This is a genomic window from Halopelagius longus (assembly GCF_900100875.1).
GTDB classification, from domain to species: Archaea; Halobacteriota; Halobacteria; order Halobacteriales; family Haloferacaceae; genus Halopelagius; species Halopelagius longus.
The window spans coordinates 39,323-66,320 of the sequence record NZ_FNKQ01000005.1 but is presented as its reverse complement, the minus strand read 5'-3'; the positions used below and the strand labels follow the sequence as shown (position 1 = coordinate 66,320).

Genomic DNA, 26,998 nt, shown 5'->3' with positions numbered 1-26,998 from the left:
TCCGTATGGAAATCCGCCGGCTCCCCGCCGACGAGGCCGCAGTCCGCCGCTACGTCGAGGAACTGTGGCTTCCCTACCACCGCCACCTCGAAGCGACCGTCGACGCCCACGCCCTCGCCGACGATATCGACCTCGTCGCCGAGGAGACCGAGTTCCGACTCGACCTGCTCGAAACCGAGAGCCACCGAACGTGGATTGCGGTCGACGGAACCGATAGCGACGGGTCGAGAGGCGGCCTCGACGGCGAACTCGCCGGCTTCGTCGCCACCGACGTCGACGAGTCGCCGGTCGTGTTCGACCGTCCGGACCGACTGGTCGTCGGCGATATCTACGTCCGCGGGCCGTACCGCGGTCGGGGCATCGCCCGCGAACTTCTCTCCCGCGCCGCAAAGCGGGCGCGAGAGACCGGATGTTCGGAGCTCACACTCGACGTCGACGCCGATAACGAGCACGCTCGCTCCGTGTACGAAACGCTCGGCTTCGAGACGCGACGCCGTCAGATGACCGTCGCCGCGGAGGAGTTGTAGGTCGTTCCGGTACCGATCCGCGCACTACCGGACGGCGCTCGAACGGTCGGCTCCGACGTTCGTCCGCGCGGCCCGACGGACCGTTCGGACAGAAATATTTGTATTTTGAGGGTGCCTCCGTCGTGGGCTGTCCATTGGGTCTGTCGGGAGTGCCCGAACGGGGGAGTGCCGCTACCGGTCGAACGAGGCGTCGTGGTCCGACGCCGTGCGTCCGTCCGAGTCGTCGACCGTCCTCACCTATCGACGCCCGTCGCTTCGATCTGCACGTCGGCGTCGTTCGGGAGTGCGCCGACGCCGACGACGGTCATCGAGGGTCGTCGTCCGTCGAAGAACTCCTCGTACGCGGACTCCACCTCCGGGAGTCGGTCCATCTTCGTGAGGTACACCGTCGTCCGCATGATGTCGTCGGCTTCGACGTCGGACTCAGCGGCGACGGACGTGACCCGGTCGAGGGCGGCTATCGTCTGTTCTTTCACGCCGCGCCGCAACGCCGTCCGTTCGTCGGGCGTCTGCCCGTCGAAGAAGACGAGTTGGAGTCCCCGCTTTCGGACGCCGTATCCGCCGAGTGCGCTCAGTCTGTCGCTTTCGTGTCGTGTTACGTTCTTCTGCATAGAGTCTGTGTTATCGAGTTTCGTTCGCAGTCCGAGGAGTTCGTCGCGCGAACGACGACCGAATCGGCCCGTCGCGGCGTGGCGCTTGCGACTCCCGTCCGTGTGCGTCACCTATCGGACAGAGAGGGACGGAACGTGTCTGGTGCCCGGAGTCGTGGCGGCGGCCGTCCGCCGGGGACGGTGCGCCGCCCGGTTCGGTCCTCGCGCGTTCGCCGGGACGTTCGGTGTCGCTCATCGTACGCTTCATCACGTCGTACGGCGGTCGCGGACTTGTGAATACCGTTGGCTATAGCTAGGATGGGTTTCGGATGAGGTACAAGCCGCCAATACCGGTCGTTTTTCACCCCTACGTCCCTTGAGACTCAGTTAGCAGGAACTAGATGCCTTCCAAAACCCAGTCAGCGGATCAGATGCGCGAGTTCGAGTTCATCGTCCACTTCGAGGACGGGAGCGACGACCTGATGGACGTCTTCGCGGAGTATCCGTCGTTGACGATGCGGTCGTCGGTCTGCACCTCGACGGAGCGCTCGATGTGGCGCATCGACCACGCGCGCGGCCCGAGCGAAGCGCTCGAACGACTCGACGACATCTTCTTGGACGAGACGCGGTGCAACGAGTGTCTCGACGTTTCGAACTGCCACACGCACCGCGAGTACCACGTCCTCGACCGGAAGGCCAACTCCCGGACGGTGTACACCTACCGCGACGAGGTGCACCGCTGTCACTCGATTCCGCACCACGTCGTCGACCACGTCGGCGACGGCGTCGTCTTCGAGTCGCGGCGCGCCGGGCGGGAGTACCGGTGGCGCATCCTCTACCCCGGCGACCAGCCCATCGGCGAACTGTACTCGGCCATCGAGGAGAACCTGCGCGACGGCCTCCACCTCAAGGTGTCTCACCTGAGTCGCGCGGGCAACTGGGACACGGAGTCGCAGGTGGCCGCGGAACTCTCGCCCGCCCACTGGGAGACGTTGGAGACGGCGGTCGAACGCGGCTACTACTCCCGTCCCAGAGAGGTGACCGTCGCCGACCTCGCGGAACTACTCGACACGCCGCGTTCGACCGTTCAGTACCGCCTCCGGACGGCGGAGGACCTCATCGTCCGGCGGTTCGTCGAGTCGTCGCTGTGAGCGGTCGCTCCGCGCACCTCCGTTCGACGAGACGACCGTTTTCGGGGTACCGAGCCCCGGGTATCGGCGTTTCTGGGGCCACAGGATTCAAGCAAATACGGCGCGAGAACCGACACATGACCACCGAGACGACCGAAACCGACGGCGCACCCTCTTTGCTCGGTCGCCTGCTGTTCGCGGCGGGGGTCGGCTCTCTCGCCGTCGATACGTTCCGCAACCTCGAAGGACAGATAGCGTACGCCGAGTCGAAGGACGTGCCGAACGCGGAGACGATGGTGCCGTTCACCGGCGGGATGCTCGCGTTCGGGAGTCTCGGCATCGCCCTGTGGCGACTGCCGACGCTCTCTGCGGGCGCGGTGGCGACGTTCCTCGCGGGCGTCACGCCGGTGATGCACGACTACTGGAACGCCGACGAGGACGAGCGCAGTTCGCAGAAGATCGCGTTCATGAAGAACCTCTCGCTGTTCGGGGCGGCGCTGGTCTTCCTGCGGGAAGCGCGGAAGTAACGCGTTCCACCCCCGCTTAAGAGGGGGTCACCGGCGAGAAGTCCCACAGAGAAGGCGGCTACTCGACGGCGAAGTCCCCTATCGGGACGGAGCTCTCACCGTCGTCGTCAGTGACGAGTTCGCCTTCGCGATACTCGCCGTCCGGATCGCCGTCCTCGTTGTCCGTCATGGGATTCGTACGCCGTGGTTCGGCGACGAAGCCGGGACCAAACCGATTCCGCGGATAACTACTCGGATTCTCGGCGTGTGCGCCGTCGTCTGTATCTCCTCGGCGTTCTCAATATCAGAATTAATCGCCGAGAACTGATTACACGCCTATCAGTGTAATGTTGAGCGTAACGGGTTCATCTGGCACAATCCGATTCAGTTCGGAAGCGGCGTTTTTCTCACATATAGAACGAAAGGAGAATCTCTCGGCGGCAGAGCGTACGTAACGGACCGTAGAAGTGTGAATCGACGTATCCGTTCTACGTGTCCGTTCTCTATCGTAGAATTTTGGCGGTGGCGGGCGCGATTCGTTAATTTGCCTGCCCCAAAAGGAGGACCGAGCTACCCTCGCTCCCTCTTCATGTCTGACAGATGAAAAATTATAAATAATTATGATGTATACTGCAGAAGCGCATGAGTAGTGGTACCAATACTGACAAAAGCGGCTTCGCGCGGAGGCACTTCCTCAAACTAAGCGGGACGGCAGGTGCAGTTACGCTCGCGGGATGTTCGTCGGAGCCCTCGGCCGAGGGTGGCGGAAACGTGAGCACTCTCACCGGCGGCGAAGGTTCTGTTTCCACCGACTCGGGTGGGTCCGCCGCCTCGGACGAGCAGAGTTTGACCATACCGTCTCGGTTTATCCCGGCCGAGACACAGTGGAATCCGTACGCTCCGAGTAATTACGCTGAGGTGGCCGGAAAGATGGTGTTCGATCCCTTCCTCAGGTACAATCAGAAAACGGAGGAGCTTATTCCGTACGTTCTCCGAGACTGGCAGAAGGACGGAAAGACGCTCACGATGAGCATCAGGGAGGGGCAGACGTGGCACAACGGAGACCCCGTTACGGCGGAGGATTTCGTCACTAAGTTTACGATCGACAAGGGGTTCGGCTACGAGATCACGAACTACATCGACAGTGTCGAGGCGGTCGACGAATCGACGATAACGTACACGCTCAAGAAGGACTACGGAGAAAAGACGATCTTAGTCGTGGTTGCCGGGAAGTGGATGAATACTCCCGCAAGCAAGTACGGCGAGTTCGCTGAGCGGTTCCGTAACGCCTCCTCCGAAGAAGAGAAACAGGCGGTTCAAGGCGACGTGCAGGACTATCAGCCGAGCGAACCGCTCGGATGTGGGCCGTGCGAATACAGATCCGCAAACCAACAAGTACTGACGTTAACGAAGTACGAGGACCATCCGGATGCGGGCCAGATAGCGTTTCCGGTGTACGAACTCGAATACTTCGCGTCGAGCCAGCAGAAATGGGCTGCGATGAAAAACGGGAGGAACATCGATATCGTGGACGGCTTCACGCCGATTCGCATCGTGAAGACGTTCCCCGATTACGTGCGTGAGTACAAGGTTCCGACCTACAACGGGTACGGACTCGGATTCAACCACGACGACGAGGACTTCGGCAAGCGGAACGTTCGGCGTGCGATCGCGTACGTGGTCAACCGACAGCGGATGGCGGAACTCGCCGACCCCCTAAAAACCGCGGTCACGAAACCGGTCGGCCTCGGCAGCTTCATCACGGACACGTGGAAAGAGAATCTGGGGGGTGACGTCAAGATGTACGATTCGTACACGGACACGGAGAAAGCGGCGGCCCTCTTACGGAAAGAAGGGTATTCGAAGACGGGCGGGCAGTGGCACAAGCCGAGCGGAGAGCAACTCACCCTCTCGATTCCCTCACCGTCGGGCTGGAGCGACGTTACCAGCTTCACGACGACTCTCGCACAGATGCTGTCCGACTTCGGCATCGAGGCGGAGAACAGAGCCGTCGAAAACACGACGTTCTTCGGGCAGTACTGGGGAACCTCGAACTTCAAAGTCATCCCGTGGTTCTGGAACAACTCCGGGAAAACGAAGCCGTTCTTCAGTCTCTCGTGGATACTAACGAGTAACACGGTGATGTCTAACCTAAACTACGGAGAACAGCCGAAGGCGCCGCCGGTCGGGGAGCCGAACGGTGAGGTGTCCCCGGTCAACGTCCGAGAGACCCTTCGTAACCTCAGTACGACGAGCGACGAGGCCGAAGCGCAGGAGTACGTACGAGAACTCGCCTGGGTCGTCAACCAGAATCTTCCGATGCTCCCGTTGATCGAAAAGATCCATCCGAGTTTCTGGAACGGACGGGACTGGAACATCCCTCCCGCCGACACGGACAAAAAGTTCGTCGACTGGTGTAGCTACTGGTTCCCGCGTATCGGAGCGGTCTCGCCGGTCCAGCAACAGTAAGACGATGGGAGACCCGCTTACGTGGCCCGCTTCCGCCGTACGCCGTTTCCAGTGAGGCGTCATCGCGTGACGCTCGCGAGCGAATCCCCGAGCGAGACGTACGGGGTAGTCGACGCCGGTTCGGCCCGGCCTGAAACCGCCGCTGGAATCGGTCCAGCGCGCCGAGAGGCCGTCTCAGGGATCGCTGGGAGACCGTCCGACGTGGCTACCGCTCGGCTCTCCTCTCAAGATGGGACGCTAACCCTTCCCCGATAGCTTCCATTCCGGCATCTCCCGGGTGGAGGAGATCCGCGGTCAGTTCGGAGACGTTCGTCAGTTCCGTCCCTTCTACGAGGGACAGGTTAGAGTGGTGAGAGTCGGCAACGATAGAGCGCAACGTCGCGCGGAAGTTAGCGGCGCGTTCGGAATCGTCACCGGTGACGGTGTCCGCGAAGTAGGGGAAGAGAGTCACGCACACGATCGGTTTGCGGGGGTGGGAGTTCGCTATCTCATCGATGAATCGGCTAGTCCGCTTCCGGAACTGGGGGAGAGTAAACCCTCGGTTCGCCATGTTCACCGAGAGCGAAAGCGTCGCCACGTCCCAATCGTCGCGACCCGCGATGTGCTCCGCCAGAGACAGGTCACAGAACGCTGATCCCGAACAGCCGAAGTTCAGCGCGTCGTATCCGAGTTCTCGCGCGGCACGCGCAACGTAGTTTAGATGCGGTGCCGACGCTGCGGCGCCTTCAGTAATGGACGTCCCGTATGCGAGATACCGCCGAGGAGGCACTTCATCGCACGTGGGAGGCCGACAGTCACCGGCAACGTCGTGGAGAGCGACCGCCGGAGTACGCTCGAATACGAGCCGACAGACACGAGGATCGAATCTGCCCGTTTCTTCGCCAGTGTCGAGTTCGCTTAACCGATCCGGGACGGTGAACGTAAGCGTCTCGGGGGCGGGACCGATCTCGATTGGGTTCCACGGCTGAAACGACCCCCAGAACGGACGGATCTGCGCTTTATCGGCCGCGGACAGGGTGATATCGATAGTAGCGTCCGGCCGGTCGGGGACGAACCGAATTTCGCTCCCCGTCGGATGTCGGACGCGTTCGCGGGCGTCGACGTTAAGGCCCGCTCCGACAGTCTCCGGGACGCGGCACAACCGGTCACCGCCGGCGGTCCAGTCTGCCGGTGCCAGCTCCGCGACGTTATGCAGGGTGACAGACGGGTACTTCTCGACCCTCATTCGAATGTGCCAACTACTCGAACCGTACTCATATCATTCTACCGCCGCCCACCGATGAAAAGTATCTCACGCTCGACGGACGGAGTCCTCTCGATTCGAGTCGTTGACGAAGCCGATCGACCGACTCGCTCGGGGACTGATTAACGTACGCGAATAATAATCAAGCAATTGACTGATCGAAAGCTAATTGAGACGCCTGTGAAATGTGATCATGTGTCAAGAGAGGCAGACCTTTCCCCGGAATATCGGCACGTTCGTCGCTTAGAGACAGACTGGCGCTTCCACCGTGGCGACCTCGACGACGGTGCCGACCCGGAGTTCGACGATAGCGGCTGGGAAGTCGTCGAAGTCCCCCACGACTGGAGCATTAGCGGTCCGTTCGATTCCGAGAATCCCGGCGGGCGACAACAGGGCTTCGCTCCCGGTGGTGTGGGCTGGTACCGCCGTGGACTCCCGGACGACATAAACCGGGACGCAACCATCCGATTCGGCGGAGTCTACCGAAACTTCGACGTGTACATCGACGGTGAGCACGTCGGTCATCGCCCGTACGGTTACTCGACGGTGAACTACGATCTCTCCGAGGTCGGCGTTGACGGTGGCGAGACGCTCGCCGTTCGCGTCGACAACGACGAGTACCCGCACAGTCGCTGGTACACCGGGTCGGGTATCTATCGCGACGTGTACCTGATCGAAACCGATCCGGTCGCCGTGGCACCATTCGGGACTGACGTTCGTACGACCTCCGTCGATTGCCGAGGCGCCGACGTCCGGTTGCGAACCGACGTGAGGAACGCCGAGTCGACTGCGGTCGACTGCGAACTCAAAACCGAGATCGTCGGTCCGGACGGAGAGGCGGTTGCGACTGCACGGAGCGAATCACCCGTCGGAGCCAACGAGAGACGCGAGTTCGAACAGCGCGTCTCGATCTCCGACCCCGAGCGGTGGACACTGCAGAATCCAACCCGGTATTTCGCTCACAGCGTCGTTTACCGCGGAGGAACGCCCGTAGACGACTACGTCACTCCCTTCGGCGTCCGCACGTTCGAGTGGACCGCCGACAGCGGCTTCTTTCTCAACGGCGAGTCGACCACGATAAAAGGAGTCAACCTCCACCACGATGCCGGATGTCTCGGCGCGGCAGTCACCGAGAGCGCGCTAACGCGCCGCCTCGAAACCCTCCGAGAGATGGGTTGTAACGCCGTTCGGACCGCGCACAACCCGCCGCAGCCCGAACTGCTCGACTTGTGTGACCGGATGGGGTTCCTCGTCATCGACGAGGCGTTCGACAAGTGGCGCTACGAGGGCGCTGACGAGTGGTTCGACGAGTGGTGGTACCGCGATCTCTCGGCGATGATCGACCGCGACCGGAACCATCCGTCGGTCGTCTGCTGGAGCGTCGGGAACGAGAGCTACGACCACGGCGAAGACGAGATGATCGAGGACCTCGAAATGCTCGCGGACGCCGCTCGGGAGATGGACCCCACCCGCCCCGTCACCTACGGCAGTCCGGGATGGGGCGACGACACCCAAAGCGTCCTTGAGAAGACGAAGCGCGTCGCGGACCACGTTGACGTACTCTGTTGCAACTACCAGGAACACTGGTACGACGACTACTGCGCGGAGGGCATCGATCTGCCTATCGTCGGTTCCGAGTGTCGGCCGTTCTTCCGCGGATCCGGCGACGATCCCCTCGCGTTCGTTCCGCGAAACCCGTGGTACGACGTAGCTGAGAAGGAGTACGTGAGTGGACAGTTTATCTGGCCCGGAATCGATTACCTCGGTGAATCGCGCGAGTGGCCGAGTAAGGGGTGGCCCACGGGACTGATCGACACTACCGGCGCAATCAAACCGTCCGGAAGGTTCCATCAAGCCGCGTGGTCCGAGGAACCGATGGTCTTCGCCGCACCGATCGACCCCGGGCGCGATCGTCCTGCCGCGCGTTCACCTTGGAGTTGGCCGCCGGTGTCGGCTCACTGGAACTTCCCCGACCGAGAGGACTCCCGCGGATTCGTGAACGTGTTCACGTTTACGAACGCCGAATCAGTCGCACTCTATCAGAACGGTGAACTGCTCGGCGCTCAGCGCGCGGACGACTTCGGCCCGCGCCCGATCGAGTGGTACGTCCCCTACGAGGCCGGGACGCTCCGTGCGGTGGCCGAAGAGGACGGCGAAGTGGTCGCCGAACACGAACTGGAAACGGCGGGCGCTCCCGGTCGAATCGAACTCGACGCGGACCGAGAGACTGTCACCGCGGACGGGCGTGATCTGGTGTACGTCGAGGCGACCGTCACCGACGGTAACGGAGTACGTGTCCCCCGCGCAGATAACGAGGTTCGATTCAGCGTCTCGGGCGCAGGTGAGATCGCCGGCGTCGACAACGGGAATCTCGACAGCGACGAGTCTTGGGTCGGCGACACTCGGTCAGCGTATCACGGCACCTGCATCACGGTCGTCCGCGCTGACCGTGAGGGTGGGACGGTCGAGATCGAAGCCGAAGCAGACGGGATAGTCGACGACAGCGTCACCGTGACGGTCGAGGACGAGGCGTGATTGCCGGAACGGGGCCGGAACCGCACTCGATTCGAACGCTCCGTGGAAATCGTCGGAGGGTCACGATTTTAGCCGATAGTGTAATCGGACCCCAAAGTAGCTGTCGTCCGGTTCGTCGAGCAAGCCTCCGAGTTGCTCGTCAGACGGTCTCGCGATGCTTCTCGGAGTTCTCGAAGCTCTATCGGACAGTATCGTCTCGCGGCTTCGATTCGGCGCGAGCGACCGAACCGGGACGATGCCCGGGTCGCCCCGTCACCCCCGGAGTGCGTCGACGGGCCGTTCGTTCGCCGCCCGCCACGCGGGGTACACCCCGGCGAGTACGCTCGTCACGATGCCGAACGCCACCGCCCCGACCAAGTACAGGAGCGCGGACCGGGTGAACGCGAACGGGTCGCCGAGGAATATCGAGTTCGCCGCGAGGGCCACTCCGAAGGCGATCGTAACCCCGACTGCGGCACCCAACGTCCCCAACAGCGCCGCTTCGAGGAGGAGTATCCACACGATGTCTCGTTTCGTGTAGCCCACCGCCCGCAGGACGCCGATCTCTTCGCGTCGCTTGATGACGGCCATCAGCATCGTGTTCGTGATCGAGACGCCGGCGACGAGCAGCGAGATGGACCCCAATCCGGTGAGGAACGTGTTGATCCCGTTCACGATGGTCTTGAAGAGGCGGACGAGGGAGGTGAGTTCGAGCACCAGCAGTCTGTCCTTCCTGTCGTTGAACCGTTCGCGGAGGGCTTCCGCGACGTCCTCCGCTCTGTCCGTCGACCGGGTCGTGATCCGTATCTGGCTGTACCGCTTGTCTTCGAGTTCCTCGATCGGGAGGTACACGTCGCTGGACCCGACCGACTGCGTCTCCGCGAGTACGGCCGCGACGCGATACGTCCGTTCGGTCGCGCCGGACCCGGACGAGTTCCCCTCCTGTCGAACGAGGGTGACCCGGTCACCGGGCGCGACGTTTCGGTCGGTCGCGAACTCGTTGGAGACGACGAGGCTCCGCCGCCAATCGTCCGGTACTCCGCCGCGAGCGACCTCGGATATCGTCCGAGGGTCTTCGAGATACGTGACCGACACCGTATCGCGGGTGTCGTCGCGTTGTACGACGTCTACCTCACCGCCCCTCGTCGCGACGACACCGGCGGGACCGACCGTCTCGTTTATCGCCTTCACGTCCTCGCGGTCGAAGTGCGACCGCTCCATGTCGAACCCGGGGGAGACGAAGACGTTCGTCGCCCCCTGATCCTGGATGGTCTGGAGTTGACTCTGCTTGAACGCCGCGCCGCCGGCACCGATCGCTCCGATGGCGACGACGCCGATGAGGATGGACGCGGCCGCGAGTATCGACCGAACCTTCGCACGCGAGATGTTCCGGCGGGCGATGACGAGCCTCGGGAACCGTCCCGCGATTCGGTAGAGCCAACTCATCGTCGTCCACCCCGCGACTCGTCGGGGACCGGCACCCGGCGGCGGACCGAGGCGCGCCGCCGAGAGGCGTCGCAGTTCCGCCGCATCAGTCGAGCGCCTCCACGGGTCGTTTGTTCGCCGCCTTCCACGCGGGGTAGACGCCCGCGAGCACGGACGTTCCGATTCCGAAGAGGGCTCCGACCGCGATGTACTGTATCCCGGTGGCCGTGAACGCCAGCGGATCACCCACGAGCACCTGATTGAGTACCATCCCGAGACCGACTGCGATCGGGACGCCCACCGCGGCCCCCACCAGGCCGAGGATGGCCGACTCGGCGATGAGGAGACTGACGACTGCGGTCTTCGGATAGCCGACGGCACGCATCACGCCGATTTCCTGTTCGCGCTCGATGGCCGACATCAACATCGTGTTGGCGATAGTGACCGCCGCGACGAGCAGGGATATCGACCCCACGCCGATGAGGAACTTGTTGATGGCTCCGAAGAGTTGCTCGAACTGGTCCCGTTGCTCTTGGACTTTCTCGACGTCGACGTTCCGTTTCCGCGTGTTGAACTCCGATTCGAGGCTCGCGGCCGCCTCGTCTATCGACCCGGTTCTCGGATTCACCCTGACGATGGCTTGGTCGTATGCGGACTCCTCGAACTGTTCGATGGGGACGAACACGGCGCGGTCGGCCTGTAACTGGTCGGCGAACCCTTGCGGTTCGAGGACCGCCGCGACTCGGAACGACCGGTCGAAGCTCCCGTTGACCATCACGGTCACCTGATCTCCCGGTTGGATGTCGTTGTTCTCCGCGACCCGGGAGCCGACGACCACGCTCCGCCGCCAGTTGTCCGGGATAGATCCCGACTGCGCCTCGTAGAACGCCCCGGGGTCGCCGATTCCCTTTATCTGTGCCGTCGCGATGACGCCCCCCGACGGCGTCTGTACGACCGCGTCCCACCGTTCCACGACGGGGAGAACCGTCGCTCCGTCGGTCGCTTGGCGCATCCGGTCGATTTCGTCGTCGGAGAAGTTTCGCCCGACGGAACCGCTCCCGTCCGCGTAGTAGACGGGGTCGACGGTCGCGGTGCCGCCGAATCCCTCGTACGCCTCCATTTGGTCCTGCTTGAACGCTTCCCCGCCGGCACCGATCGTTCCGATGGCGACGACGCCGATGACGACTGCGACCACCGCGAGGGTCGACCGGGCGGACGCGCGCGACAGGTTTCGCCGGGCGAGTACGAGGGTCGGAAACCGCGCCGCGAGGCGACGGAATCGGCTCACGAGCCGTCACCTCCGACCGACGGGCGAGACCGCCGGTCTCGGGCGGACGGCGCTTCGGACGGGCGGTGATGCGTCGTTCTCGCCGGCATCACTGTTCGTTCTCCACGCGGCCGCCTTCGGTTGCGTTCTGGACTTCGCCGTCTACGAGATTCACCACGCGGTCGGCCTCTTCGGCGACGTACGCGTCGTGGGTGACCGTGACGACGGCCACGTCTTCCTCGGCGCGGAGTTCGTCGAACAGGGCGAGGATTCGGTCGCCGGTGTCTCGGTCGAGGTTCCCCGTCGGTTCGTCGGCCAGCAGAATCGCCGGGTCGTTTATCAGCGACCGCGCGATAGCGACCCGCTGTTTCTGCCCGCCGGACAGTTCGTCGGGGTAGTGGTCGAGTCGGTCACCGAGTCCGACGCGGCGCAGCAGATCCGTCGCACGTTCGCGAGTCGCGACGGGGGTTCTGTCGAGCATCCGCGGCATCTCCACGTTCTCGAGCGCAGTCAGCGTCGGAATCAGGTAGAAACTCTGGAAGACGAACCCGATAGTCTGCTTTCGCTTGCTCGTCCGGTCGCCGTCGGAGAGCGTCGACACGTCCGTCCCTCGGAGCCGAACCGTCCCGCCGGTCGGGACGTCGAGCAACCCGAGGAGGTTGAGCAGCGTCGACTTCCCGCTACCCGACGGTCCGACGATAGCGACGAAGTCGGAGGGGCCGATGCTGAAGTCGATGCCCTTCAGCGCTCGAACGATCTGATTTCCCGTCTGATACTCCTTCACGACGCGCTCCCCGCGGATGATCACGTCGTCAGAGTCGCCCCGAGAGCGCGGAGTTCTCTCGCGGCCTTCGTTCGCTTGCTCCGCGTCGTCGGAGACGGAGGTGTCCCGTGTCATCTGTCGTCATCTCCGCCAGAAGAAGACGATTGCGCCGACGAGAAGCACCGCGGCGCCTCCGATCGGGAGCAGCGGAAGTCCGCCTTCTTGGGAGGGTTGCGGCCTCACCGCTCGACGGTCGACGCTGACGTCGGTGGTGAACGACCGCTCGACGCCGCCGACGGTGTACCGAACCTTCACGGGGACGGACGAGACGTTCCCTTCGACGTCCGATCGGAGCGTGAACGACGAGAAGTCGCTCTCGTCGATGCTGCCGACGAAGTACTTGCTTTGCTCCACGCTCGACGAGTTAGCGACCGAGACGACGACGCCCTCGACGGAACTGGACCCGACGTTCCCCGCCGTGGCGGATACCTCCAACGTACCGCCGCTCTGGGTCGCTTGGAGGTCCGTCAGGACGATTTCGCCGGAGTTCGACGGCGCCGCGAAGTTAGTCGAGTACGTCCGGGTGACGCAGTGTTGAACGCCCCGATCCGTGTAGTGGAGCGTCAGGTTCACCGGATGCGTCCCCTCCTCGGAGACGCTCGCGGGGAGCCTGAACGTGGTGGCGTTCCCCGCCGCTAACTGCGCTCTCACGCGTTCGTTCGCGCTGAAGTTCACCTCCGGGGAGGACGAGACGATTCGAACCTGTCTGAGGTCGCGGTCGAGGCCGTTCGCGACCGTCACGTTGACCGACCGAGTAGCGCCCGGAACAGCCTTCTCCGCCGAGACCTCTAGTTGGGGCCGCTCCGGTTCCTTCACGTCGACTGTGAGCGGGTAGCGGACGCTGACGGTGGAACCATTCGCCTGCTTTCCGGTGACGATGACCCGCAGTTTCTTCGTGCCCGGCTCCTCGAACGAGACGGACAGCGGAACCGAGATGTTGCCGCCGACGGTGACGGTTCCGACGTCTTCGACCCGAGCGATATCATCCGAACTTCCAGGTTGTCGGACGTAAACGTCGGTTATCTCGACGATACTCGGGCTGTTTCTTCCGTTCGTGATCGTCGTTTCGATCGTCGTCTGCTGACCCGGTGCGGGATCTTCCGGGGAGACGTCGACGTTCGCGATAGCGAGGTGAGCGTCTGCGGCTTTCGCCGAACCCGTCGCGACGGGAAGAGCCGCGGACGAGAGGACGAGGGCCGCGACCAAGAACCACGAGACGACGGACGAAACGCGGTTACTCGACTCTTCGGAGGACATCTTCGAGTTGAGGGGAGGGGTTGTGTTCGGGGACTGTCATTAGCGTTTGGGCCATATACGTTCACTCTACATAAATTCACGTCATCTTAGTGTCAGTTACTGGGCGGGACAGCTCGTCGGCGGCGGCCGACCGCTCGGCGAACTCGCCTGCGACGACGAGGCGCCGACTCACCGCTCTCGCGGATTCTCCGGGAGGAACCACGTCGCGAATCCGGTCGGTTCCGTCTCGTTCTCGACGCGGAACCGCGACCACTCGACTGCGACCTTTCCGACGACTAGCGCCACCGCGAACAGGACCACGAGGTCGATATCGGGGACGAGACCACCGACGGTCTCTCGAACGAACAGGACGAGGAACAGGAGCGTGAAACCGCCGACCGAGCCGAGCAGTAGCACGTAGACGACCCAAAAGAACAGAACCCGACCGGGAATTTCGAGCACCATGTGAGCGGACATCTCCTCGTACTGCCCCTCCCGGAAGAACTCGCGGTAGAGCCGGTACCAATCGGAGAGAATCATCCCGACCGCCGTCAGCACGAGCGACGGCGAACGGAGGACCTCGACGACTTGCGGATACTCGACAAGGAAGATTCCGAGGAAAGCGAAGCCGGTGGCGAGCGTCCACAGGATCAAGCGGACGTTCCGCGGGTAGATCGGCGGGAGCGAACCCGGGAGGTCGATGGGGCGGGAGTCGCGCGTCCACTTCTGATCGCGCTCGGTGTCGGGACTGACGCCCGGGAGATAGAAACTTCGGCCGTCGAGCACGACCGGAAGTCGGGCGAACAGCGCCGCGACGCCGTACACGAGAAATCCGGTTCCGATCTCCAACCAGTAGATCGCAAACAGTTCGACGACACGCCAATCCAGTCGCAGAATTCCGAACAGCGGAAACAGGTTCGCGAGAAGCGTCGGGAGGAACGACGCGGATTCGACCCCCTTGAACGGATTCGGCGGCATGATTCGTAGCGACGAGTGGTGGTTGAGACGCTTTCAGAGTAACGTTCGAAGTCCGTTCGCGTATTTGAAATTAACAAGACTGATACCAGTTGACTCGAAAGCGGCGGCCGATGGTCCCGTACACGCGGCGAGACGCCCTCAAGACCCTCCCAGCGCTCGCGCTCGGTCTCTCCGGATGTAGTAGCCTCGCGGGAAGCGACCACGCTCTGCCCGTTCCGACGGCGTGGAGCGCGGAACTACCGCGTGCGTCGGTCGGCGTCCGAACGGCCGACGAGACGGTCGTCTTCGGCTCTCGAAGTCCGTTTTCGAGCGACCCGATGCTGAGCGCTATCGATACGACCACCGGCGAGACGCGGTGGACGGTCTCCGGTCCGAGCGAGCGGTGCTCGCCGGTCGCAACGGGCGACGACCACGCTTACATCCTCTCGAAGACCGGAGCGGTGTTCGCAGTCGACCACTGGACGGGTGAGCGCGTCTGGGAGGCGTCGATTCGAGCGGTGAACCGAGCCGACCCGGGAGTCGTCCAGTTCGCCCCGGTCGTAGTCGGGGAGAGCGTCGTCGTTCCCGTCTCCGGGACCGAAAACGACGTTCCCGACAGACTCGTCGGGTTCGCGCGGTCGGACGGGAGCCGACGGTTCAGCGTCGACTTCCCCGCCTCGATTGCGGGTGCCCCGGCGGGCGACGACCGCGGAGTCGTCGTCCCGCTGCTGGACGGGACGCTCCGCCGCGTCGCGACCGACGGGGCGGAGACGTGGCGTCTCGACCGCGGGGCACCGATGTCGGACGTGGCGACCGACGGCGACGCCGCCTACGTCGGGAGCGCAGCCGAATCCGTGTCGGCGGTCGACCTCGCGACCGGCGAGACGCGGTGGACGAGCGATATCGAGAACACCGTCTTCACTCGACCGCTCGTCACCGACGGGCGGGTGTTCGTCGGCGCGGCGGACTACTACCTCTACGCGTTCGACGCGGCGACCGGAGAGCGACTGTGGCGGAGGGAGACGCCGAACGCAATCACGACGGGGCCGACGGTGGTCGACGAGACGCTGGTGACGCTGTCGGGCGGCGACGTTCGAGTTCGCGGGTCGAGCGGGACCGTACCGTTCGCTCCGACGGTGTTGTCCGTTCACGGTATCGACGGAACGCAGTTCGACGAGTGGCGGTTCGAGGGCTACTTGGACGGCGGACAGCTCGGGTGGGTCGCAGCCATCGGTGACGGCGTCTACGTGGGACAGGAGTGGCAGGTCGCCCGACTCGCTCCGGAGGTACTGGATGCGGCATAACCCCGCCGACCGAACCGACGAGACGACGGGTTCCGAGTCCGCTTCGGGTAGCCGGAGGAGAACCGTCTCCCGTCGACGCGCACTGAGCGGTATCGCGGCTCTCGGGTCGCTCGCAGTCGCCGGCTGTCTCTCGGTGCCCCGAATCGGTGGCGTCGAACCGCAGTGGCGACGAGAGTTCCCCGACGCAAGCGCCGCAAGCCCGCTTACAGTCTCGGGGAACCGCGTGCTCGTCGGCGCCCAAGACAAAGCGCTGTACGGCCTCGACGCCGAGGACGGGACGACCGCACTCCGATACGAAACGGGCGGTCCTATCGAAGCGCGCCCGGCGGCGTCCGGCGACGGCGGACCGTACCACGTCCACAGCACCGACGGCGACGTCTACACTGTCGATACGGACGGACAGTTGCTCTGGCGGGAGGAGGGCCCCCACAGGCGCGGGACGGTGGCGAGTAACGGGTCGCTTCTCGCGCACCTCGACGCCGCCACCGATACCGTCCGGGGGTTCGACGCACGAAGCGGAGACGGGCGGTTCGAACGCGCCATCGCAGGGTATCGACTCACCGGACTGCTCGAAGGGACGTTCGTCTTCCGAGAGGAGGTGAGCGGCGACCGGACGCGCCTCGTCGCACTGGCGACGGGCGACGGGAGCCCCCGTTGGCAGACGGAGGTGAGAGCCCAGTATCCGAGCTTCGCCGTCGACGAACGGATAGCGGTGTCGGCTCGCGAATCGACCGTACGGGCGTACGACACCCGGACCGGAGCGGTCGTCTGGCGGTCGACGGTCGACGGAGTTCGGTCGTACCGCGCACCGACGCTCGGCCGACACGCGTATCTCCGAAACCGCCGGCCCGACTCGGACGACGAGCTACTCGCCCTCGACCGACAGACCGGCTCGGTCGCGTGGCGAAACACCGCCGGATACGATATCCAGCGCGTCGAGTCGACCGACGATGCGGTGTTCGTCGGGAGTCGCGTCGACGACCCCGACGGAGGGATACTCGGCCGTATCGACCGTTTCGATCTGGACGGGACGCGTCGGTGGAGTTCCGTGACGGATGCCCCGGAGGTGGGGGAACTCGTCGTGACCGGCGACTCGGTCGTCCTCTCCGGCGGGCGACAGGCGGTGGTACTCGCCCGCGCCACCGGGACCGAGCGATGGTCGCACGAACCCGAGTCGGCCAGTCGTCTGAGTCTGACAGCGACCGACGGCCAGCTCTACGTCTCCTATCTCGACGACGGAGCGGTCGCACGCTTTCCGACGTCGTGAAGCCGGGTCGACGAGTACCGGAACGGACGAGCCAACAGTGGAGCAGAACAGATCGAAGCGACGCAGATGGGGGACCCAATCAGAGAACCGGACGAGGAACTCTGTGCCGGTGTAGCCGACGCCGACGAACTCGATTCGCTCCACGCGACGGCGGGACGGTGTTCAGAATACGTTTCGGGAGGCGCGGGAATCCGGCGTGCGGGGTGCGTTCCTGACGGCCAAATGAACTTTCACCGGCGAATCTGAGGAAATATTATGGCAGCGAGCGACACGCACGACGGAACCGACGGAGGGGACGAACCGAAGTGGTCGCTTATCGGACCGGGACTGCTCGTCGCTGCCACCGGCGTCGGCGCGGGCGATTTGGTCGCCGCCCTCGTCGCCGGCAGCAGGTACGGACTGAACTTCGTGTGGGCCATCGTGCTCGGCGTGGCCGTCAAGTTCGCGCTGAACGAAGGGGTGGGGCGGTACCACCTCGTAAGCGGGGAGACCCTCCTCGAGGGTATCGACTCGTTGGGCCGGTGGGCGACGGGGTTCTTCGGCGGCTACACGGTCATCTGGGGGTTCGTTTACGGCGCGGCCGTCGCCGCCTCCTGTTCGCTGGCTGCGAACGCGCTGTTTCCGAGCATCCCATTCTGGGTGTACGTCGTCGCCCACCCCATCGCCGGGTGCGTGCTGGTGCTGTTGAACCGCTACGAGACGTTCGAGAGCATCATCACCGCCTTCGTCGCGCTCATGTTCGTGAGCGTCATCGGTTCGGCGGTGCTGGTCCTCCCGCAACTCGGCGACATCGTGGCCACGGGAATCCCCGCGCTCCCGGAGGGGTCGGTCGTCTACGCCCTCGGACTCGTCGGCGGTGCCGGCGGAACCATCACGATGGCGTCGTACGGCTACTGGCTCGCCGAGAAGGACTGGAACAGTCCGCGCCACATCACCACGATGCGGCTCGACGCCTCCTCGGCGTACGTCATCACGGGAATATTCTCCATCGCGCTGATCGTGATGAGCGCGGCGCTCCTGTACGGGACGAGCGCGTCCGTCTCCGGGGAGGAGGGACTCATCGTCCTCGCGAGCAACCTCGGCAACGAGCTACACCCGCTCCTGCGAACGGGGTTCCTCGTCGGCTTCTGGGCCGCCTCGTTCACCTCCCTGCTCGGCGTCTGGCACGGCGTCTCCTACCTGTTCGCCGACTTCGTCGAGACGGTGACCGAGGACACCATCAAGCCGACGGACGAGTCGGAACTCGGCGAGACGAAGTGGTACAAACTCTACGTGCTCTGGCTGACGTTCCCGCCGATGCTCCTGTACTTCTTCGGACGGCCGGTGTTCCTCATCGTGCTGTACGGCGCCCTCGGGGCGGTGATCATGCCGTTCCTCGCCGTCGTCCTCCTGTTGCTCCTCAACTCCGATGCGGTCAGCCCGGGACGGTGGAACCACTGGCTCTCGAACTCGATGCTCGTCCTCAGTGCGCTCATCTTCCTCGTGCTGATGGTGGTTCAGATCTCCCAACTCCTCTCCGGCGGGTAGCGGGACCGGGAGTCGGCCGCTCAGCCGTCGGTCCGCTCTCCGCCTCCCTCAGTACCGGTATCTCTGTCCTCGCCGTCGCCTCGTTTTTCGGGAGGTGCGTGGGTTCGCGGGCACCGACGGGACCGTCGGTCATCTCCTCGGTGCACACGACGGTAGAGGCACCGGCGCGAGACGACGCAGTCGCCACTGGTAACGCAGTATTCGATCGGCTGGTTGGGGTGGTTCCTCGTTCGTGAAGATTATCTGTTACGAGTACCGAATCCTCGTTCATGGAGTTCGATCTCGACAGCTTCAGTGCTCGCGACTGGGAAAGCCCCACGGACGCCGATCCGATTCGATTCGCCATGGTCGGACTCGGGTGGTGGACGCGCGAGCAAGCGATCCCCGCCGTCGAAAACGCGGACTACTGCACGACGACGGTCTTGGTCAGTTCCGATACGGAAAAGGCCGACGAGGTCGCGGCTGACCTCGAAGGTATCGAGGAGACTCTCACCTACGAAGCGTACGCCGACGGCGCGGCGACCGACGCCTACGACGCGGTGTACGTCTGTACGCCGAACGGTCTCCATCGCGACCACGTCGAAGCCGCAGCGACGCACGACAAGGCGGTTCTCTGCGAGAAGCCCTTGGAAGCGACCGTCGAGGACGCCCGGGCGTCTGTCGACACCTGCCAGGAGGCAGATGTTCCGCTGATGGTCGCTTACCGACTCCAGACCGAACCGGCGGTCCGCCGCGCGCGAGAACTGATCCGAGACGGCGCCATCGGAGACGTTGTTTCGATACTCGGGCACATGTCGGATACGATCCTCGACGCCGTCGACGAAACGAGTTGGCGGTTCGACCCCGACCTTGCCGGGGGGACGACGCTCAACGATATCGGGATCTACCCGCTGAATACGATCCGGTTCGTTCTGGAGGAGGACCCCCAGGCGGTGTACGCCCGGACGGAGTCCGAACAACCGGCCTACGAGGGAACCGACGAGCACGCGGCGTTCCAGCTAGAGTTCCCCGACGGCAAACTCGCCTCGTGTACGGTTACGCACAGCGCGACGGTAACCTCGAGCCTCCGATTCGTCGGTACCGAAGGCGAACTGAGCATCGAGGGGCTGTTCTTCCCGAACACTCAGAAGGTGCTCAGGGTGTCCGGACCGGACATCGAGGGCGAGTACCGGCCGGAACCGGTCGACCAGATGCGCGAGGAGTTCGATTACTTCGCCAACCGCCTCCAGCGTGGTCTCGACATCGAACCCGACGGCGAACACGGGATGGTCGACATGCGCGCTATCCGCGCCCTCTACGACTCCGCCGAGCAGGGACGACGCGTCGAACTCGATCTGTGAACGGGGAGTCCCGCGAACCGTTCTCTCACGAGCGGAGATAGGATCCATCGGCTGATAAGCACTTTACCGTACTGAACGAATTGAACCCTCTGTAGGTAGCGGCTCGTCACCAAGCAAATAGAGCCATCACGGCTAGTCAAACAGAAGATGTTCTTCTGAGTCGAAGAGAGCAGAGGAGGCTCGAAGCGAGAGATAGACCCATCAGCCAGAAGACGGCCGTGCTGACCCGGGAGGAGACTGTCCAGCGGCGAAAGAGACCGAATAGGCACAGACCGGATGCGTAGGCCAGCATCGAAAACGTGAACCGCAGTTTTCTGATCCGGCTCCTCTCCGGTCGACGTATCCAAACCCACACAATTGTGAACGGTGCGGGTCCGACGAGAACGAGAGTGAGAACGATGGTGAGTTCCATAGCAGTCATTGTGGAGCCTTCGAGGAAATACTTTCAGAAGCTACTCACGAAATCGAGGCGAACTCTTTCCAGTCTGGTTTAGAGTGAAGCAGCCGCTCAGTGTTTTTATTTTGCAGTCAGAGTAACTCCGGTATCTGTAGCAAGAGAAAACCCACAACGCTCAAAATCACGGCCCAAAATCCTATCTTTCCGATGTCGAAGTCAGACGGAGAGCCTGTGAGTATCTCGTATACTGACGCGATTATCATTCCGACTCCGGCGATACTAGCTAAGATGATTGGCAGGCTTGTACTCCCATCGACGATAGCTGCAATTGATCTGAGTGCGAAGGCTGCACCGTAGATTGCTAAACATATGTAAAATATGTAAAACCGATTCATAACGGAGTAATGATAGTATCCCGGCATAAGTGTGAGGAGTTATATGAGACACACCATACAGAAGTAAACTATCTCACGCTGAGGATATACGCTCACTTCGTCACTTAATCTACTGAGCGGCAAGTTCGATCGCGGTCGTTCTAACCCCGAAAGGAAACGCTACGCGCGTACGTCGAGAGTACGACCCGAATTATTTTCAATACTGCGTCAGACTTTTTTGACATGATCTCGACACTATTAGTTCTCGGCATCGCGGCCGCGGCGTTCGTCGGGTTCAACATAGGCGGCTCTTCCACCGGCGTCGCGTGGGGGCCGTCTATCGGTGCGGACATCATCGAGAAGAGCACCGCCGCGGCGTTCATGGTGGTCTTCGTTCTGATCGGCGGATGGACGGTCGGTCGGAACGTGACGACGACGCTCGGGAAAGATATCGTTCCGCAGTCCGCGTTCTCCATCGAGGCGAGCATCGTCGTTCTGTCGTTCATCGGCCTCGGGATGTTGTTCGCCAACCTCTACGGAGTTCCTATCTCGACGTCGATGACCGCGGTCGGGGCCATCGCGGGACTCGGACTCGCCACGAACTCGCTCGATTGGTCGATCATGCGGGAGATCATCATGTGGTGGCTCCTCGCGCCGATAATCGGCTTTTGGTGCGGCGGCGTCGTCGGCCGGTATCTGTATCCGCGGTTGAGCCGTTCCTTCGAGGTTCGCCGGTCGGGCGGACCGTTACTCACGGTGGAGACGGACGGAACTCTCCCGACCCCGAGGTTCGGACCCGGTACCTCGCGTCGAGAGTTCGTGAGTACGGGAACCGCGTTCGTCATCGCCTGTTATATGTCGTTTAGCGCCGGTGCCAGCAACGTCGCGAACGCCGTCGCTCCGTTGGTCGGCGGGGGCGTGATAGGTTCGAGTCGGGCCGTACTCCTCGGAACGGCGGCTATCGGGGTGGGCGCGTTCACCATCGCGCGCCGGACGATGGAGTCGGTGGGGAACGGGCTGACCGACCTCCCGCTCTTTGCGGCTACGGTCGTGATGCTCATCGCCGCCAGCATCACGGCCGTCGCATCGTGGTTGGGGAACCCGATCAGCCTGGCGCTCTCGACGGTCATGACCATCGTCGGTCTGGGGTGGGGACGCGCCTCCCGGACGGAGACAGCCAGAGAGATTGTGAGAGGGGATGCCGACGGAGAGGCGTCCACCGACGCGGTGCCCGTCGAGGCGAGCGACGAAGCGAACTCGGCCGGACGGGAGGCGGTCGGTGATGCCCGAAACGCGGGCGAACTGTTCGACCCCTCAGCCGTGATACGATTCGTGGGGTTCTGGATAGCCGGCCCGTCCGCCGCGACGGTGTTATCGTACCTGACGTTCGCCTTCGTCCCGATTCTGAGCGGTTGAGGTCCCGACTAGGGGCACCCCGCCTTCGGCGAACGAAGCCCCAGACGCCCGGATGGAGTTTACATCGAACACCGAGGAGCATCCACCAGACGGCGACACCCATTGCGTACCCGAGCCTCGGTCGCTTCAAGACACGAGAGGGTCAGAGACTTCCGTTCCGAACGTCGGCGAGACGCTGGCGGTCGTCCAACTGCTCGTCTCGGCCGAAACCTCGGAGAACAGTTGTTCCGCAGCGCTTCCTTCGGAGTGGCTGAGCAGAATCGCCCCCGACGAATCGGCCGTCTCGGCGAGGGTGACCGAGAATGGAACGGTTCGGAGGTTCGGTACAACTCGAAATAATCGGTCCGGAGGAGGTCCCGCGCTGGTTCCTCGTACGTATTTAAAACAGAATCCGTAATATTGTCTGATAAGACCATTATCACCGCCTCGTTGTTCGTCTCGGTTCTGTGCGTGTCGAGGTAATCGAACATGACTCCATCGAGGACGGTGCAGACTTTGACCGCGTTTTCGATGACTTGCCGGTTCTTGCATCCCGGAGAGTCTACCGTGTATGGGTCGTTCAAACGCACCTCCGCACCCTCCAAGATCGGGGAGTCGAACGAGAGTTCGTCGCCTAATTCGCGTTTTATCGTTTCCAGTCGAGAGAGGTTGTCGATTCGCTCTACGTATTCGCTGTGGCTCTCGCAGACCTCTCGACCGAACTCCGTCAGTTCGTAGTCACTCTCGCGTCGTTGCACCAACCGCTGCTCCTCGAACGTTTCGATAATCCGATGGACGGTCGGACGCGAGATGTCCATCCGTTCGCTCAGTTCCGTCTGAGTCGTCGGATTATCCTTCAACGCCCTCAACACTTCGAAGCGTTTGGCGAGAATCTCGACTAGCTTCGAAGAATCACGGGAGGTCGGCGTACCATCTACTACCGGACGCAAGGGTGATGATTTGAACGCATACAATATTGTCATTTCCCCTCAATTCAATACAGACGTTCCGTTATAGCAGGTGGTCCACCGTCCGACAGGTAGTGTGTCTAACTGATATATTGATCCGAACCGCCTCTACCGCCGTCGCGCACCGAAGTCGTGCCATGGTCCGCATCCTATCGACGAAGTTCCGAGGCTTCCGCAAATCACTCCTCTCTTTTCAACTCGTGAACAGTAGTGCGCGATACGGTCTCACACTCGTTCTACCGCCGCGAGTCCGGACGATGAAACAGACAAACTCGGACCTTCTCGTTCCCCGCGTCCGAGTCGGATCGGAGGCCCCTCACCGGGATTACACTCCTATCTCTGTAACGCACCGTCCCCGGTGAACCCGCCTCACCGACCCGGAGGTCGAACCGGTTCTCGACGTTGCGGACCGAACGGGTGCACCGCTGTTAGTCCACCCGAAACTCGACGATTCCGTCCACCCGGACGCACTCGACGACGCGTATCGGCTGAACGCCATCTTCGGCCGGGAAGTCGCCCTCTGCGAGAGCCTCTGTAAGGTGATTCACCACGGGGTTCTGGACCGCTATCCGAACCTCACCCTCGTGTACCACCACTTGGGCGGGAACATCGCGAGTATGTTCGGGCGGGTACACGTCCAACTGGACGCGAATCGGTGGCCTCAACAGGACTCGGTGCTCGACTTCGACGACTTCGAGCAGACGCTCACGGACCGAATCTACGTCGACACCTCGGGGTTCTTCGGGTACGCCGCTCCGCTTCGCGCCGCCCTCGAAGTGTTCCCGTCGTCGCAGATACTCTTCGGGACGGACACGCCGTACGAACCCCGTTCGACTGGCGAGGCGCGACGGTTCGCCTCTACCGTCAGCGACGTCGCATCGAAGTCAGAAGCGCGGCGCATCCTCGGCGAGAACGCGCGGAGTCTCCTCACCTAACGCCCGATGCGCCGAGAGGAGAATAATAACTATATGCGTCCGCGGTGTTTACCAAATGACATGTGGAGTCAACTGGCAAGCGGAGATGCGCGGATACTCGACCTCAGCATCTCCATCGAAGCGGACGTCGAGAGCGAACCGTGGCCGCCGGAGATAAACTACGAAGACCACGAAGACGGCGCAGAAACGCTCGCAGCCACCCTTCGACAGCAGGGGTTCGACGTGGACGCCGAAGACTTCCCCGGCGGACTCGGGTTGGCGGCGGAGTTTCTCACCGCGACGCCGCACACGGCGACTCACATGGACGCACCGTGGCACTACGGCCCGGAGGTAGACGGCGACCCCGCCAAGACCATCGACGAGGTGCCGTTGTCGTGGGGGATCGGGAACGCCGTCGTCCTCGATTTCACGTGGAAGGAACCGCGGAGCGAGATCAGCGCCGAAGAGATCGAAGTTCAACTCGAGGAACTCGACCACGAGCTTTCGGCCGGCGAAATCGTGCTCGTACAGACGGGAGCAGACGAATTGTGGGGGACGCACGAGTACCTCACCGAGTATCCCGGCATGAGCGCCGAGGGCACGAAGTTCCTCGTCGAGCAGGGAGTGAAAGTGGTCGGAACCGACGCCTACGGGTTCGACAAGCCGTTCGTCGAGATGGGGCGTCGATTCGAGGAGACGGGGGACAGCGACGAACTGTGGCCGGCCCACTTCGCGGGCCGTGAGGTGGAGTACTGTCAGATCGAGAAGATGGCGAACCTCGACGCCCTCCCGCGACGCACCGAGATACCGCTTCTCGCGATTCCGGTGTCCATCGAGAACGGAAGCGGCGGATGGGTTCGACCGATCGCCGTCATCGAGGAACCATGAAACTCGCAACCTTCGAGGTAGAGACCGATGTCGGTCGGTTCCGACGCGTCGGCGTGGTAGACGAGGCGTCGTTGCTGGACGTTACGGCCGGCTATTCGTACGTCCTCGACGCCGAGGGGACCCCGAAACCGACCGAACGTGCGAGGAGTATCGTGCCGCCCGACGCCCTCGAACTCCTTCGGGTGGGAGACGACGCTATCGACGCCGCGCGAACCGTTCTCGACGCGGATATCCCCCGAGGGGACGACGTTCGGGCGCCCGACGGAGCGCGGGTCAGGTACGACGAAGACGAGGTGCGACTGCTCAGTCCGCTTCCGCGGCCGAACTCGATTCGGGACTTCTCCGTCTTCGAGGGGCACGCCGACCACGTCGAGAAGCCCGACGTATGGTACGACATCCCCGTCTACTACAAGGGGAATCCGGATAGCGTCGTCCGTCCGGGCGCCGACGTACCGTGGCCCGCGTGGGAGAACAAGCTCGACTTCGAGCTCGAAGTCGCGGCGATCATCGGGTCGCCCGGCGAGAACATCGACGCCGAGGACGCCATGGACCACGTCGCCGGCTTCACGATTTTCAACGATTTCACCGCGCGGGACACGCAGTTCCGAGAGATGGAGATGCCGCTCGGACCGGCGAAAGGGAAGGACTTCGCCAACGGATTCGGCCCGTATCTCGTCACGTCCGACGCGTTCGAGGCGGACGGTGCGGCGGTCCGAGCGCGAGTCAACGGCGACCGGTGGATGTCCGGGAGTCTCTCTGAGATGTACCACTCGTGGGGGGAGATGATCGAGTACGCATCGAGAGACGAAACGCTGCACCCGGGAGATATCCTCGGTTGCGGAACGGTCCCCGGCGGGTGCTGTCTGGACCTCGACCGATGGATCGAACCCGGCGATACGATCGAACTGGAGGTCGACGGAATCGGAACGCTCAGTCACACGGTAACGCCTTCAGGAGACGAGTAGTCTGACCGCCGAGATGCGAGAGTCTCTAACCCACGGCGGTTCCGTCCGCGCGGACCGTAGCCGGTGAGACACCCGTTCCGGTAATGTCGGATTCAGCCGTTCGAACGCGCAACCCGTGAGTCGGGGTCGGTTAGCCTTTGAGGTAGCCCCCGTCGACGGCGATGGACTCCCCCGTAATCCAGTCGCCCTCCTCGGAGAGCAGAAGGACGGCGACGTGACCGACTTCCTCGGGTTGCCCGATTCGGTCGAGGATGTGGTCGTCGAGCGCCTCCGAGAGAACCTCGTCGGGCGACTTCGCCGACTGGTCGGCGTGCTCCGCGAGCCACTCCTCCACCATCGGCGTCTCGACGGTTCCGGGCTTGATGGCGTTGACCGTGATTCCGTGGTCGCTCAGTTCCTTCGCGAGGACGGTGGTGAACGCGAGGACCGCCGCCTTCGAGGCACCGTACGCTCCCTGACCCTCGAACGGTCGCTCCGCGCCCACCGAGGAGACGTTTACGATGCTCCCGGCGGTGTCCGCCTCGACCATCGCTCGCGCGACGGTCTTCGAGACGAGAAACGTTCCCTTGGCGTTCACGTCGAAGTGGGCGTCCCACGCCTCCTCCGTCGTCTCCAACAGGGGAACCGCCTGCTGGACACCCGCGTTGTTCACCAGTCCGGTTATCCGTCCGAGTTCGTTCGACGCCGCTTCGACGGCGGTTTCGACGGACGAGCGGTCCGTCACGTCGACGTCGTACACCGCCGCTTCGTTCCCCGTTTGACGAACCTGCGCCGCAGTCTCGGCGGCGACGTCCGGTTTCGTATCGAAGAGAGAGACGTCGGCACCCGCCCGCGCACATCTGACGGCGATACCTCGGCCGATTCCCCGCGCACCGCCGGTAACGACGATGTGCTGTCCCGCTAAACGGTCGTCTGACTGCGTCGTCATGGACGAACGGTAGCGACCTCTCCCACAAATAGATGCATGAACGG

General features: G+C 63.1%; 23 protein-coding genes and 1 pseudogene. 13 read left to right on the top strand and 11 right to left on the bottom strand.

The window, feature by feature from the left end:
• The first annotated feature begins 5 nt into the window (after positions 1 to 5).
• Positions 6 to 527, top strand: coding sequence for a GNAT family N-acetyltransferase (locus BLS11_RS16740; RefSeq protein ID WP_092538943.1), 522 nt, complete (start codon positions 6 to 8; stop codon positions 525 to 527).
• Positions 528 to 760: 233 nt separating this feature from the next.
• Here the strand turns inward: BLS11_RS16740 and BLS11_RS16735 are convergent, their stop codons facing one another.
• Complete coding sequence (locus BLS11_RS16735; RefSeq protein ID WP_092539106.1) at positions 761 to 1,138, bottom strand: RidA family protein; 378 nt, start codon at positions 1,136 to 1,138, stop codon at positions 761 to 763.
• A 410-nt stretch (positions 1,139 to 1,548) separates the two neighbouring features.
• Between BLS11_RS16735 and BLS11_RS16730 the strand changes: the two genes are divergently transcribed.
• The 3 genes from BLS11_RS16730 (at position 1,549) to BLS11_RS16720 (ending at position 5,222) form a co-directional block, all read left to right on the top strand.
• Positions 1,549 to 2,268, top strand: a complete 720-nt coding sequence (locus BLS11_RS16730; RefSeq protein WP_092538942.1) for a helix-turn-helix domain-containing protein — start codon at positions 1,549 to 1,551, stop codon at positions 2,266 to 2,268.
• Positions 2,269 to 2,384: 116 nt separating this feature from the next.
• Complete coding sequence (locus BLS11_RS16725; protein ID WP_092538941.1) at positions 2,385 to 2,774, top strand: DoxX family membrane protein; 390 nt, start codon at positions 2,385 to 2,387, stop codon at positions 2,772 to 2,774.
• A gap of 621 nt (positions 2,775 to 3,395) precedes the next feature.
• Positions 3,396 to 5,222, top strand: coding sequence for an ABC transporter substrate-binding protein (locus BLS11_RS16720; RefSeq protein ID WP_092538940.1), 1,827 nt, complete (start codon positions 3,396 to 3,398; stop codon positions 5,220 to 5,222).
• A 205-nt stretch (positions 5,223 to 5,427) separates the two neighbouring features.
• On the opposite strand, the gene BLS11_RS16715 is transcribed toward BLS11_RS16720, so the two are convergent.
• Positions 5,428 to 6,447 (bottom strand): SGNH/GDSL hydrolase family protein, encoded by a 1,020-nt coding sequence (locus BLS11_RS16715; RefSeq protein ID WP_092538939.1) that lies wholly within the window; start codon positions 6,445 to 6,447, stop codon positions 5,428 to 5,430.
• 198 nt (positions 6,448 to 6,645) lie between these two features.
• Between BLS11_RS16715 and BLS11_RS16710 the strand changes: the two genes are divergently transcribed.
• On the top strand, positions 6,646 to 9,000 hold the full coding sequence (locus BLS11_RS16710) for a glycoside hydrolase family 2 TIM barrel-domain containing protein (RefSeq protein WP_394327406.1): 2,355 nt from the start codon (positions 6,646 to 6,648) through the stop codon (positions 8,998 to 9,000).
• A gap of 252 nt (positions 9,001 to 9,252) precedes the next feature.
• Here BLS11_RS16710 and BLS11_RS16705 read toward each other — a convergent pair whose 3' ends face one another.
• The 5 genes from BLS11_RS16705 to BLS11_RS16685 form a co-directional block, all read right to left on the bottom strand.
• The gene (locus BLS11_RS16705; protein ID WP_092538937.1) at positions 9,253 to 10,425 is read right to left on the bottom strand and encodes an ABC transporter permease; all 1,173 of its coding nucleotides are present in this window, start codon (positions 10,423 to 10,425) and stop codon (positions 9,253 to 9,255) included.
• A gap of 85 nt (positions 10,426 to 10,510) precedes the next feature.
• Positions 10,511 to 11,692 (bottom strand): ABC transporter permease, encoded by a 1,182-nt coding sequence (locus BLS11_RS16700; protein WP_092538936.1) that lies wholly within the window; start codon positions 11,690 to 11,692, stop codon positions 10,511 to 10,513.
• A gap of 88 nt (positions 11,693 to 11,780) precedes the next feature.
• Entirely contained in the window at positions 11,781 to 12,569 is a 789-nt protein-coding gene (locus tag BLS11_RS16695; RefSeq protein ID WP_092538935.1) for an ABC transporter ATP-binding protein, read from the bottom strand.
• Between the two features lie 6 nt (positions 12,570 to 12,575).
• Positions 12,576 to 13,751, bottom strand: coding sequence for a COG1361 family protein (locus BLS11_RS16690; protein ID WP_092538934.1), 1,176 nt, complete (start codon positions 13,749 to 13,751; stop codon positions 12,576 to 12,578).
• Between the two features lie 168 nt (positions 13,752 to 13,919).
• Entirely contained in the window at positions 13,920 to 14,708 is a 789-nt protein-coding gene (locus BLS11_RS16685; protein ID WP_092538933.1) for a DUF6498-containing protein, read from the bottom strand.
• Between the two features lie 110 nt (positions 14,709 to 14,818).
• Here BLS11_RS16685 and BLS11_RS16680 point away from each other — a divergent pair, with 110 nt between their 5' ends.
• The 4 genes from BLS11_RS16680 (at position 14,819) to gfo6 (ending at position 20,125) form a co-directional block, all read left to right on the top strand.
• On the top strand, positions 14,819 to 15,991 hold the full coding sequence (locus tag BLS11_RS16680; protein WP_092538932.1) for an outer membrane protein assembly factor BamB family protein: 1,173 nt from the start codon (positions 14,819 to 14,821) through the stop codon (positions 15,989 to 15,991).
• Positions 15,981 to 17,258, top strand: a complete 1,278-nt coding sequence (locus BLS11_RS16675; protein ID WP_092538931.1) for an outer membrane protein assembly factor BamB family protein — start codon at positions 15,981 to 15,983, stop codon at positions 17,256 to 17,258. The genes BLS11_RS16680 and BLS11_RS16675 overlap by 11 nt, the downstream gene beginning before the upstream one ends.
• 255 nt (positions 17,259 to 17,513) lie before the next feature.
• Complete coding sequence (locus BLS11_RS16670; RefSeq protein WP_092538930.1) at positions 17,514 to 18,785, top strand: Nramp family divalent metal transporter; 1,272 nt, start codon at positions 17,514 to 17,516, stop codon at positions 18,783 to 18,785.
• Positions 18,786 to 19,054: 269 nt separating this feature from the next.
• Positions 19,055 to 20,125: a D-xylose 1-dehydrogenase Gfo6 gene (gfo6, locus tag BLS11_RS16665; protein ID WP_092538929.1), complete on the top strand. Its 1,071-nt coding sequence runs from the start codon at positions 19,055 to 19,057 to the stop codon at positions 20,123 to 20,125.
• A gap of 136 nt (positions 20,126 to 20,261) precedes the next feature.
• On the opposite strand, the gene BLS11_RS19110 is transcribed toward gfo6, so the two are convergent.
• Complete coding sequence (locus BLS11_RS19110; protein WP_139172815.1) at positions 20,262 to 20,537, bottom strand: hypothetical protein; 276 nt, start codon at positions 20,535 to 20,537, stop codon at positions 20,262 to 20,264.
• A 116-nt stretch (positions 20,538 to 20,653) separates the two neighbouring features.
• Positions 20,654 to 20,917 (bottom strand): hypothetical protein, encoded by a 264-nt coding sequence (locus BLS11_RS16660; RefSeq protein ID WP_139172814.1) that lies wholly within the window; start codon positions 20,915 to 20,917, stop codon positions 20,654 to 20,656.
• Between the two features lie 222 nt (positions 20,918 to 21,139).
• Here BLS11_RS16660 and BLS11_RS16655 point away from each other — a divergent pair, with 222 nt between their 5' ends.
• Positions 21,140 to 22,312: an inorganic phosphate transporter gene (locus BLS11_RS16655; RefSeq protein ID WP_092538927.1), complete on the top strand. Its 1,173-nt coding sequence runs from the start codon at positions 21,140 to 21,142 to the stop codon at positions 22,310 to 22,312.
• Between the two features lie 59 nt (positions 22,313 to 22,371).
• Here BLS11_RS16655 and BLS11_RS20030 read toward each other — a convergent pair whose 3' ends face one another.
• Positions 22,372 to 23,274, bottom strand: coding sequence for a MarR family transcriptional regulator (locus tag BLS11_RS20030; protein WP_092538926.1), 903 nt, complete (start codon positions 23,272 to 23,274; stop codon positions 22,372 to 22,374).
• Between the two features lie 368 nt (positions 23,275 to 23,642).
• Between BLS11_RS20030 and BLS11_RS16645 the strand changes: the two are divergent.
• The 3 genes and pseudogenes from BLS11_RS16645 to BLS11_RS16635 form a co-directional block, all read left to right on the top strand.
• A pseudogene (locus BLS11_RS16645) lies at positions 23,643 to 24,194 on the top strand (amidohydrolase family protein); the annotation flags it as partial.
• Between the two features lie 60 nt (positions 24,195 to 24,254).
• Positions 24,255 to 25,061, top strand: a complete 807-nt coding sequence (locus BLS11_RS16640; RefSeq protein WP_092538924.1) for a cyclase family protein — start codon at positions 24,255 to 24,257, stop codon at positions 25,059 to 25,061.
• Positions 25,058 to 26,026, top strand: coding sequence for a fumarylacetoacetate hydrolase family protein (locus tag BLS11_RS16635; protein ID WP_092538923.1), 969 nt, complete (start codon positions 25,058 to 25,060; stop codon positions 26,024 to 26,026). Before BLS11_RS16640 ends, BLS11_RS16635 begins: the two co-directional genes overlap by 4 nt.
• 130 nt (positions 26,027 to 26,156) lie before the next feature.
• Here the strand turns inward: BLS11_RS16635 and rhcB are convergent, their stop codons facing one another.
• Positions 26,157 to 26,954 (bottom strand): L-rhamnose 1-dehydrogenase, encoded by a 798-nt coding sequence (gene rhcB, locus BLS11_RS16630; protein WP_092538922.1) that lies wholly within the window; start codon positions 26,952 to 26,954, stop codon positions 26,157 to 26,159.
• Positions 26,955 to 26,998 lie beyond the last annotated feature (44 nt).

What these genes read in the sequence shown, in the direction of transcription:
- BLS11_RS16740 (WP_092538943.1), top strand. Translation starts at nt 6, where the DNA reads ATGGAAATCCGCCGGCTCCCCGCCGACGAGGCCGCAGTCCGCCGCTAC.
- BLS11_RS16735 (WP_092539106.1), bottom strand. Translation starts at nt 1,138, where the DNA reads ATGCAGAAGAACGTAACACGACACGAAAGCGACAGACTGAGCGCACTC.
- BLS11_RS16730 (WP_092538942.1), top strand. Translation starts at nt 1,549, where the DNA reads ATGCGCGAGTTCGAGTTCATCGTCCACTTCGAGGACGGGAGCGACGAC.
- BLS11_RS16725 (WP_092538941.1), top strand. Translation starts at nt 2,385, where the DNA reads ATGACCACCGAGACGACCGAAACCGACGGCGCACCCTCTTTGCTCGGT.
- BLS11_RS16720 (WP_092538940.1), top strand. Translation starts at nt 3,396, where the DNA reads ATGAGTAGTGGTACCAATACTGACAAAAGCGGCTTCGCGCGGAGGCAC.
- BLS11_RS16715 (WP_092538939.1), bottom strand. Translation starts at nt 6,447, where the DNA reads ATGAGGGTCGAGAAGTACCCGTCTGTCACCCTGCATAACGTCGCGGAG.
- BLS11_RS16705 (WP_092538937.1), bottom strand. Translation starts at nt 10,425, where the DNA reads ATGAGTTGGCTCTACCGAATCGCGGGACGGTTCCCGAGGCTCGTCATC.
- BLS11_RS16695 (WP_092538935.1), bottom strand. Translation starts at nt 12,569, where the DNA reads ATGACACGGGACACCTCCGTCTCCGACGACGCGGAGCAAGCGAACGAA.
- BLS11_RS16690 (WP_092538934.1), bottom strand. Translation starts at nt 13,751, where the DNA reads ATGTCCTCCGAAGAGTCGAGTAACCGCGTTTCGTCCGTCGTCTCGTGG.
- BLS11_RS16685 (WP_092538933.1), bottom strand. Translation starts at nt 14,708, where the DNA reads ATGCCGCCGAATCCGTTCAAGGGGGTCGAATCCGCGTCGTTCCTCCCG.
- BLS11_RS16680 (WP_092538932.1), top strand. Translation starts at nt 14,819, where the DNA reads ATGGTCCCGTACACGCGGCGAGACGCCCTCAAGACCCTCCCAGCGCTC.
- BLS11_RS16675 (WP_092538931.1), top strand. Translation starts at nt 15,981, where the DNA reads ATGCGGCATAACCCCGCCGACCGAACCGACGAGACGACGGGTTCCGAG.
- BLS11_RS16670 (WP_092538930.1), top strand. Translation starts at nt 17,514, where the DNA reads ATGGCAGCGAGCGACACGCACGACGGAACCGACGGAGGGGACGAACCG.
- gfo6 (WP_092538929.1), top strand. Translation starts at nt 19,055, where the DNA reads ATGGAGTTCGATCTCGACAGCTTCAGTGCTCGCGACTGGGAAAGCCCC.
- BLS11_RS19110 (WP_139172815.1), bottom strand. Translation starts at nt 20,537, where the DNA reads ATGGAACTCACCATCGTTCTCACTCTCGTTCTCGTCGGACCCGCACCG.
- BLS11_RS16660 (WP_139172814.1), bottom strand. Translation starts at nt 20,917, where the DNA reads ATGAATCGGTTTTACATATTTTACATATGTTTAGCAATCTACGGTGCA.
- BLS11_RS16655 (WP_092538927.1), top strand. Translation starts at nt 21,140, where the DNA reads ATGATCTCGACACTATTAGTTCTCGGCATCGCGGCCGCGGCGTTCGTC.
- BLS11_RS20030 (WP_092538926.1), bottom strand. Translation starts at nt 23,274, where the DNA reads ATGACAATATTGTATGCGTTCAAATCATCACCCTTGCGTCCGGTAGTA.
- BLS11_RS16640 (WP_092538924.1), top strand. Translation starts at nt 24,255, where the DNA reads ATGTGGAGTCAACTGGCAAGCGGAGATGCGCGGATACTCGACCTCAGC.
- BLS11_RS16635 (WP_092538923.1), top strand. Translation starts at nt 25,058, where the DNA reads ATGAAACTCGCAACCTTCGAGGTAGAGACCGATGTCGGTCGGTTCCGA.
- rhcB (WP_092538922.1), bottom strand. Translation starts at nt 26,954, where the DNA reads ATGACGACGCAGTCAGACGACCGTTTAGCGGGACAGCACATCGTCGTT.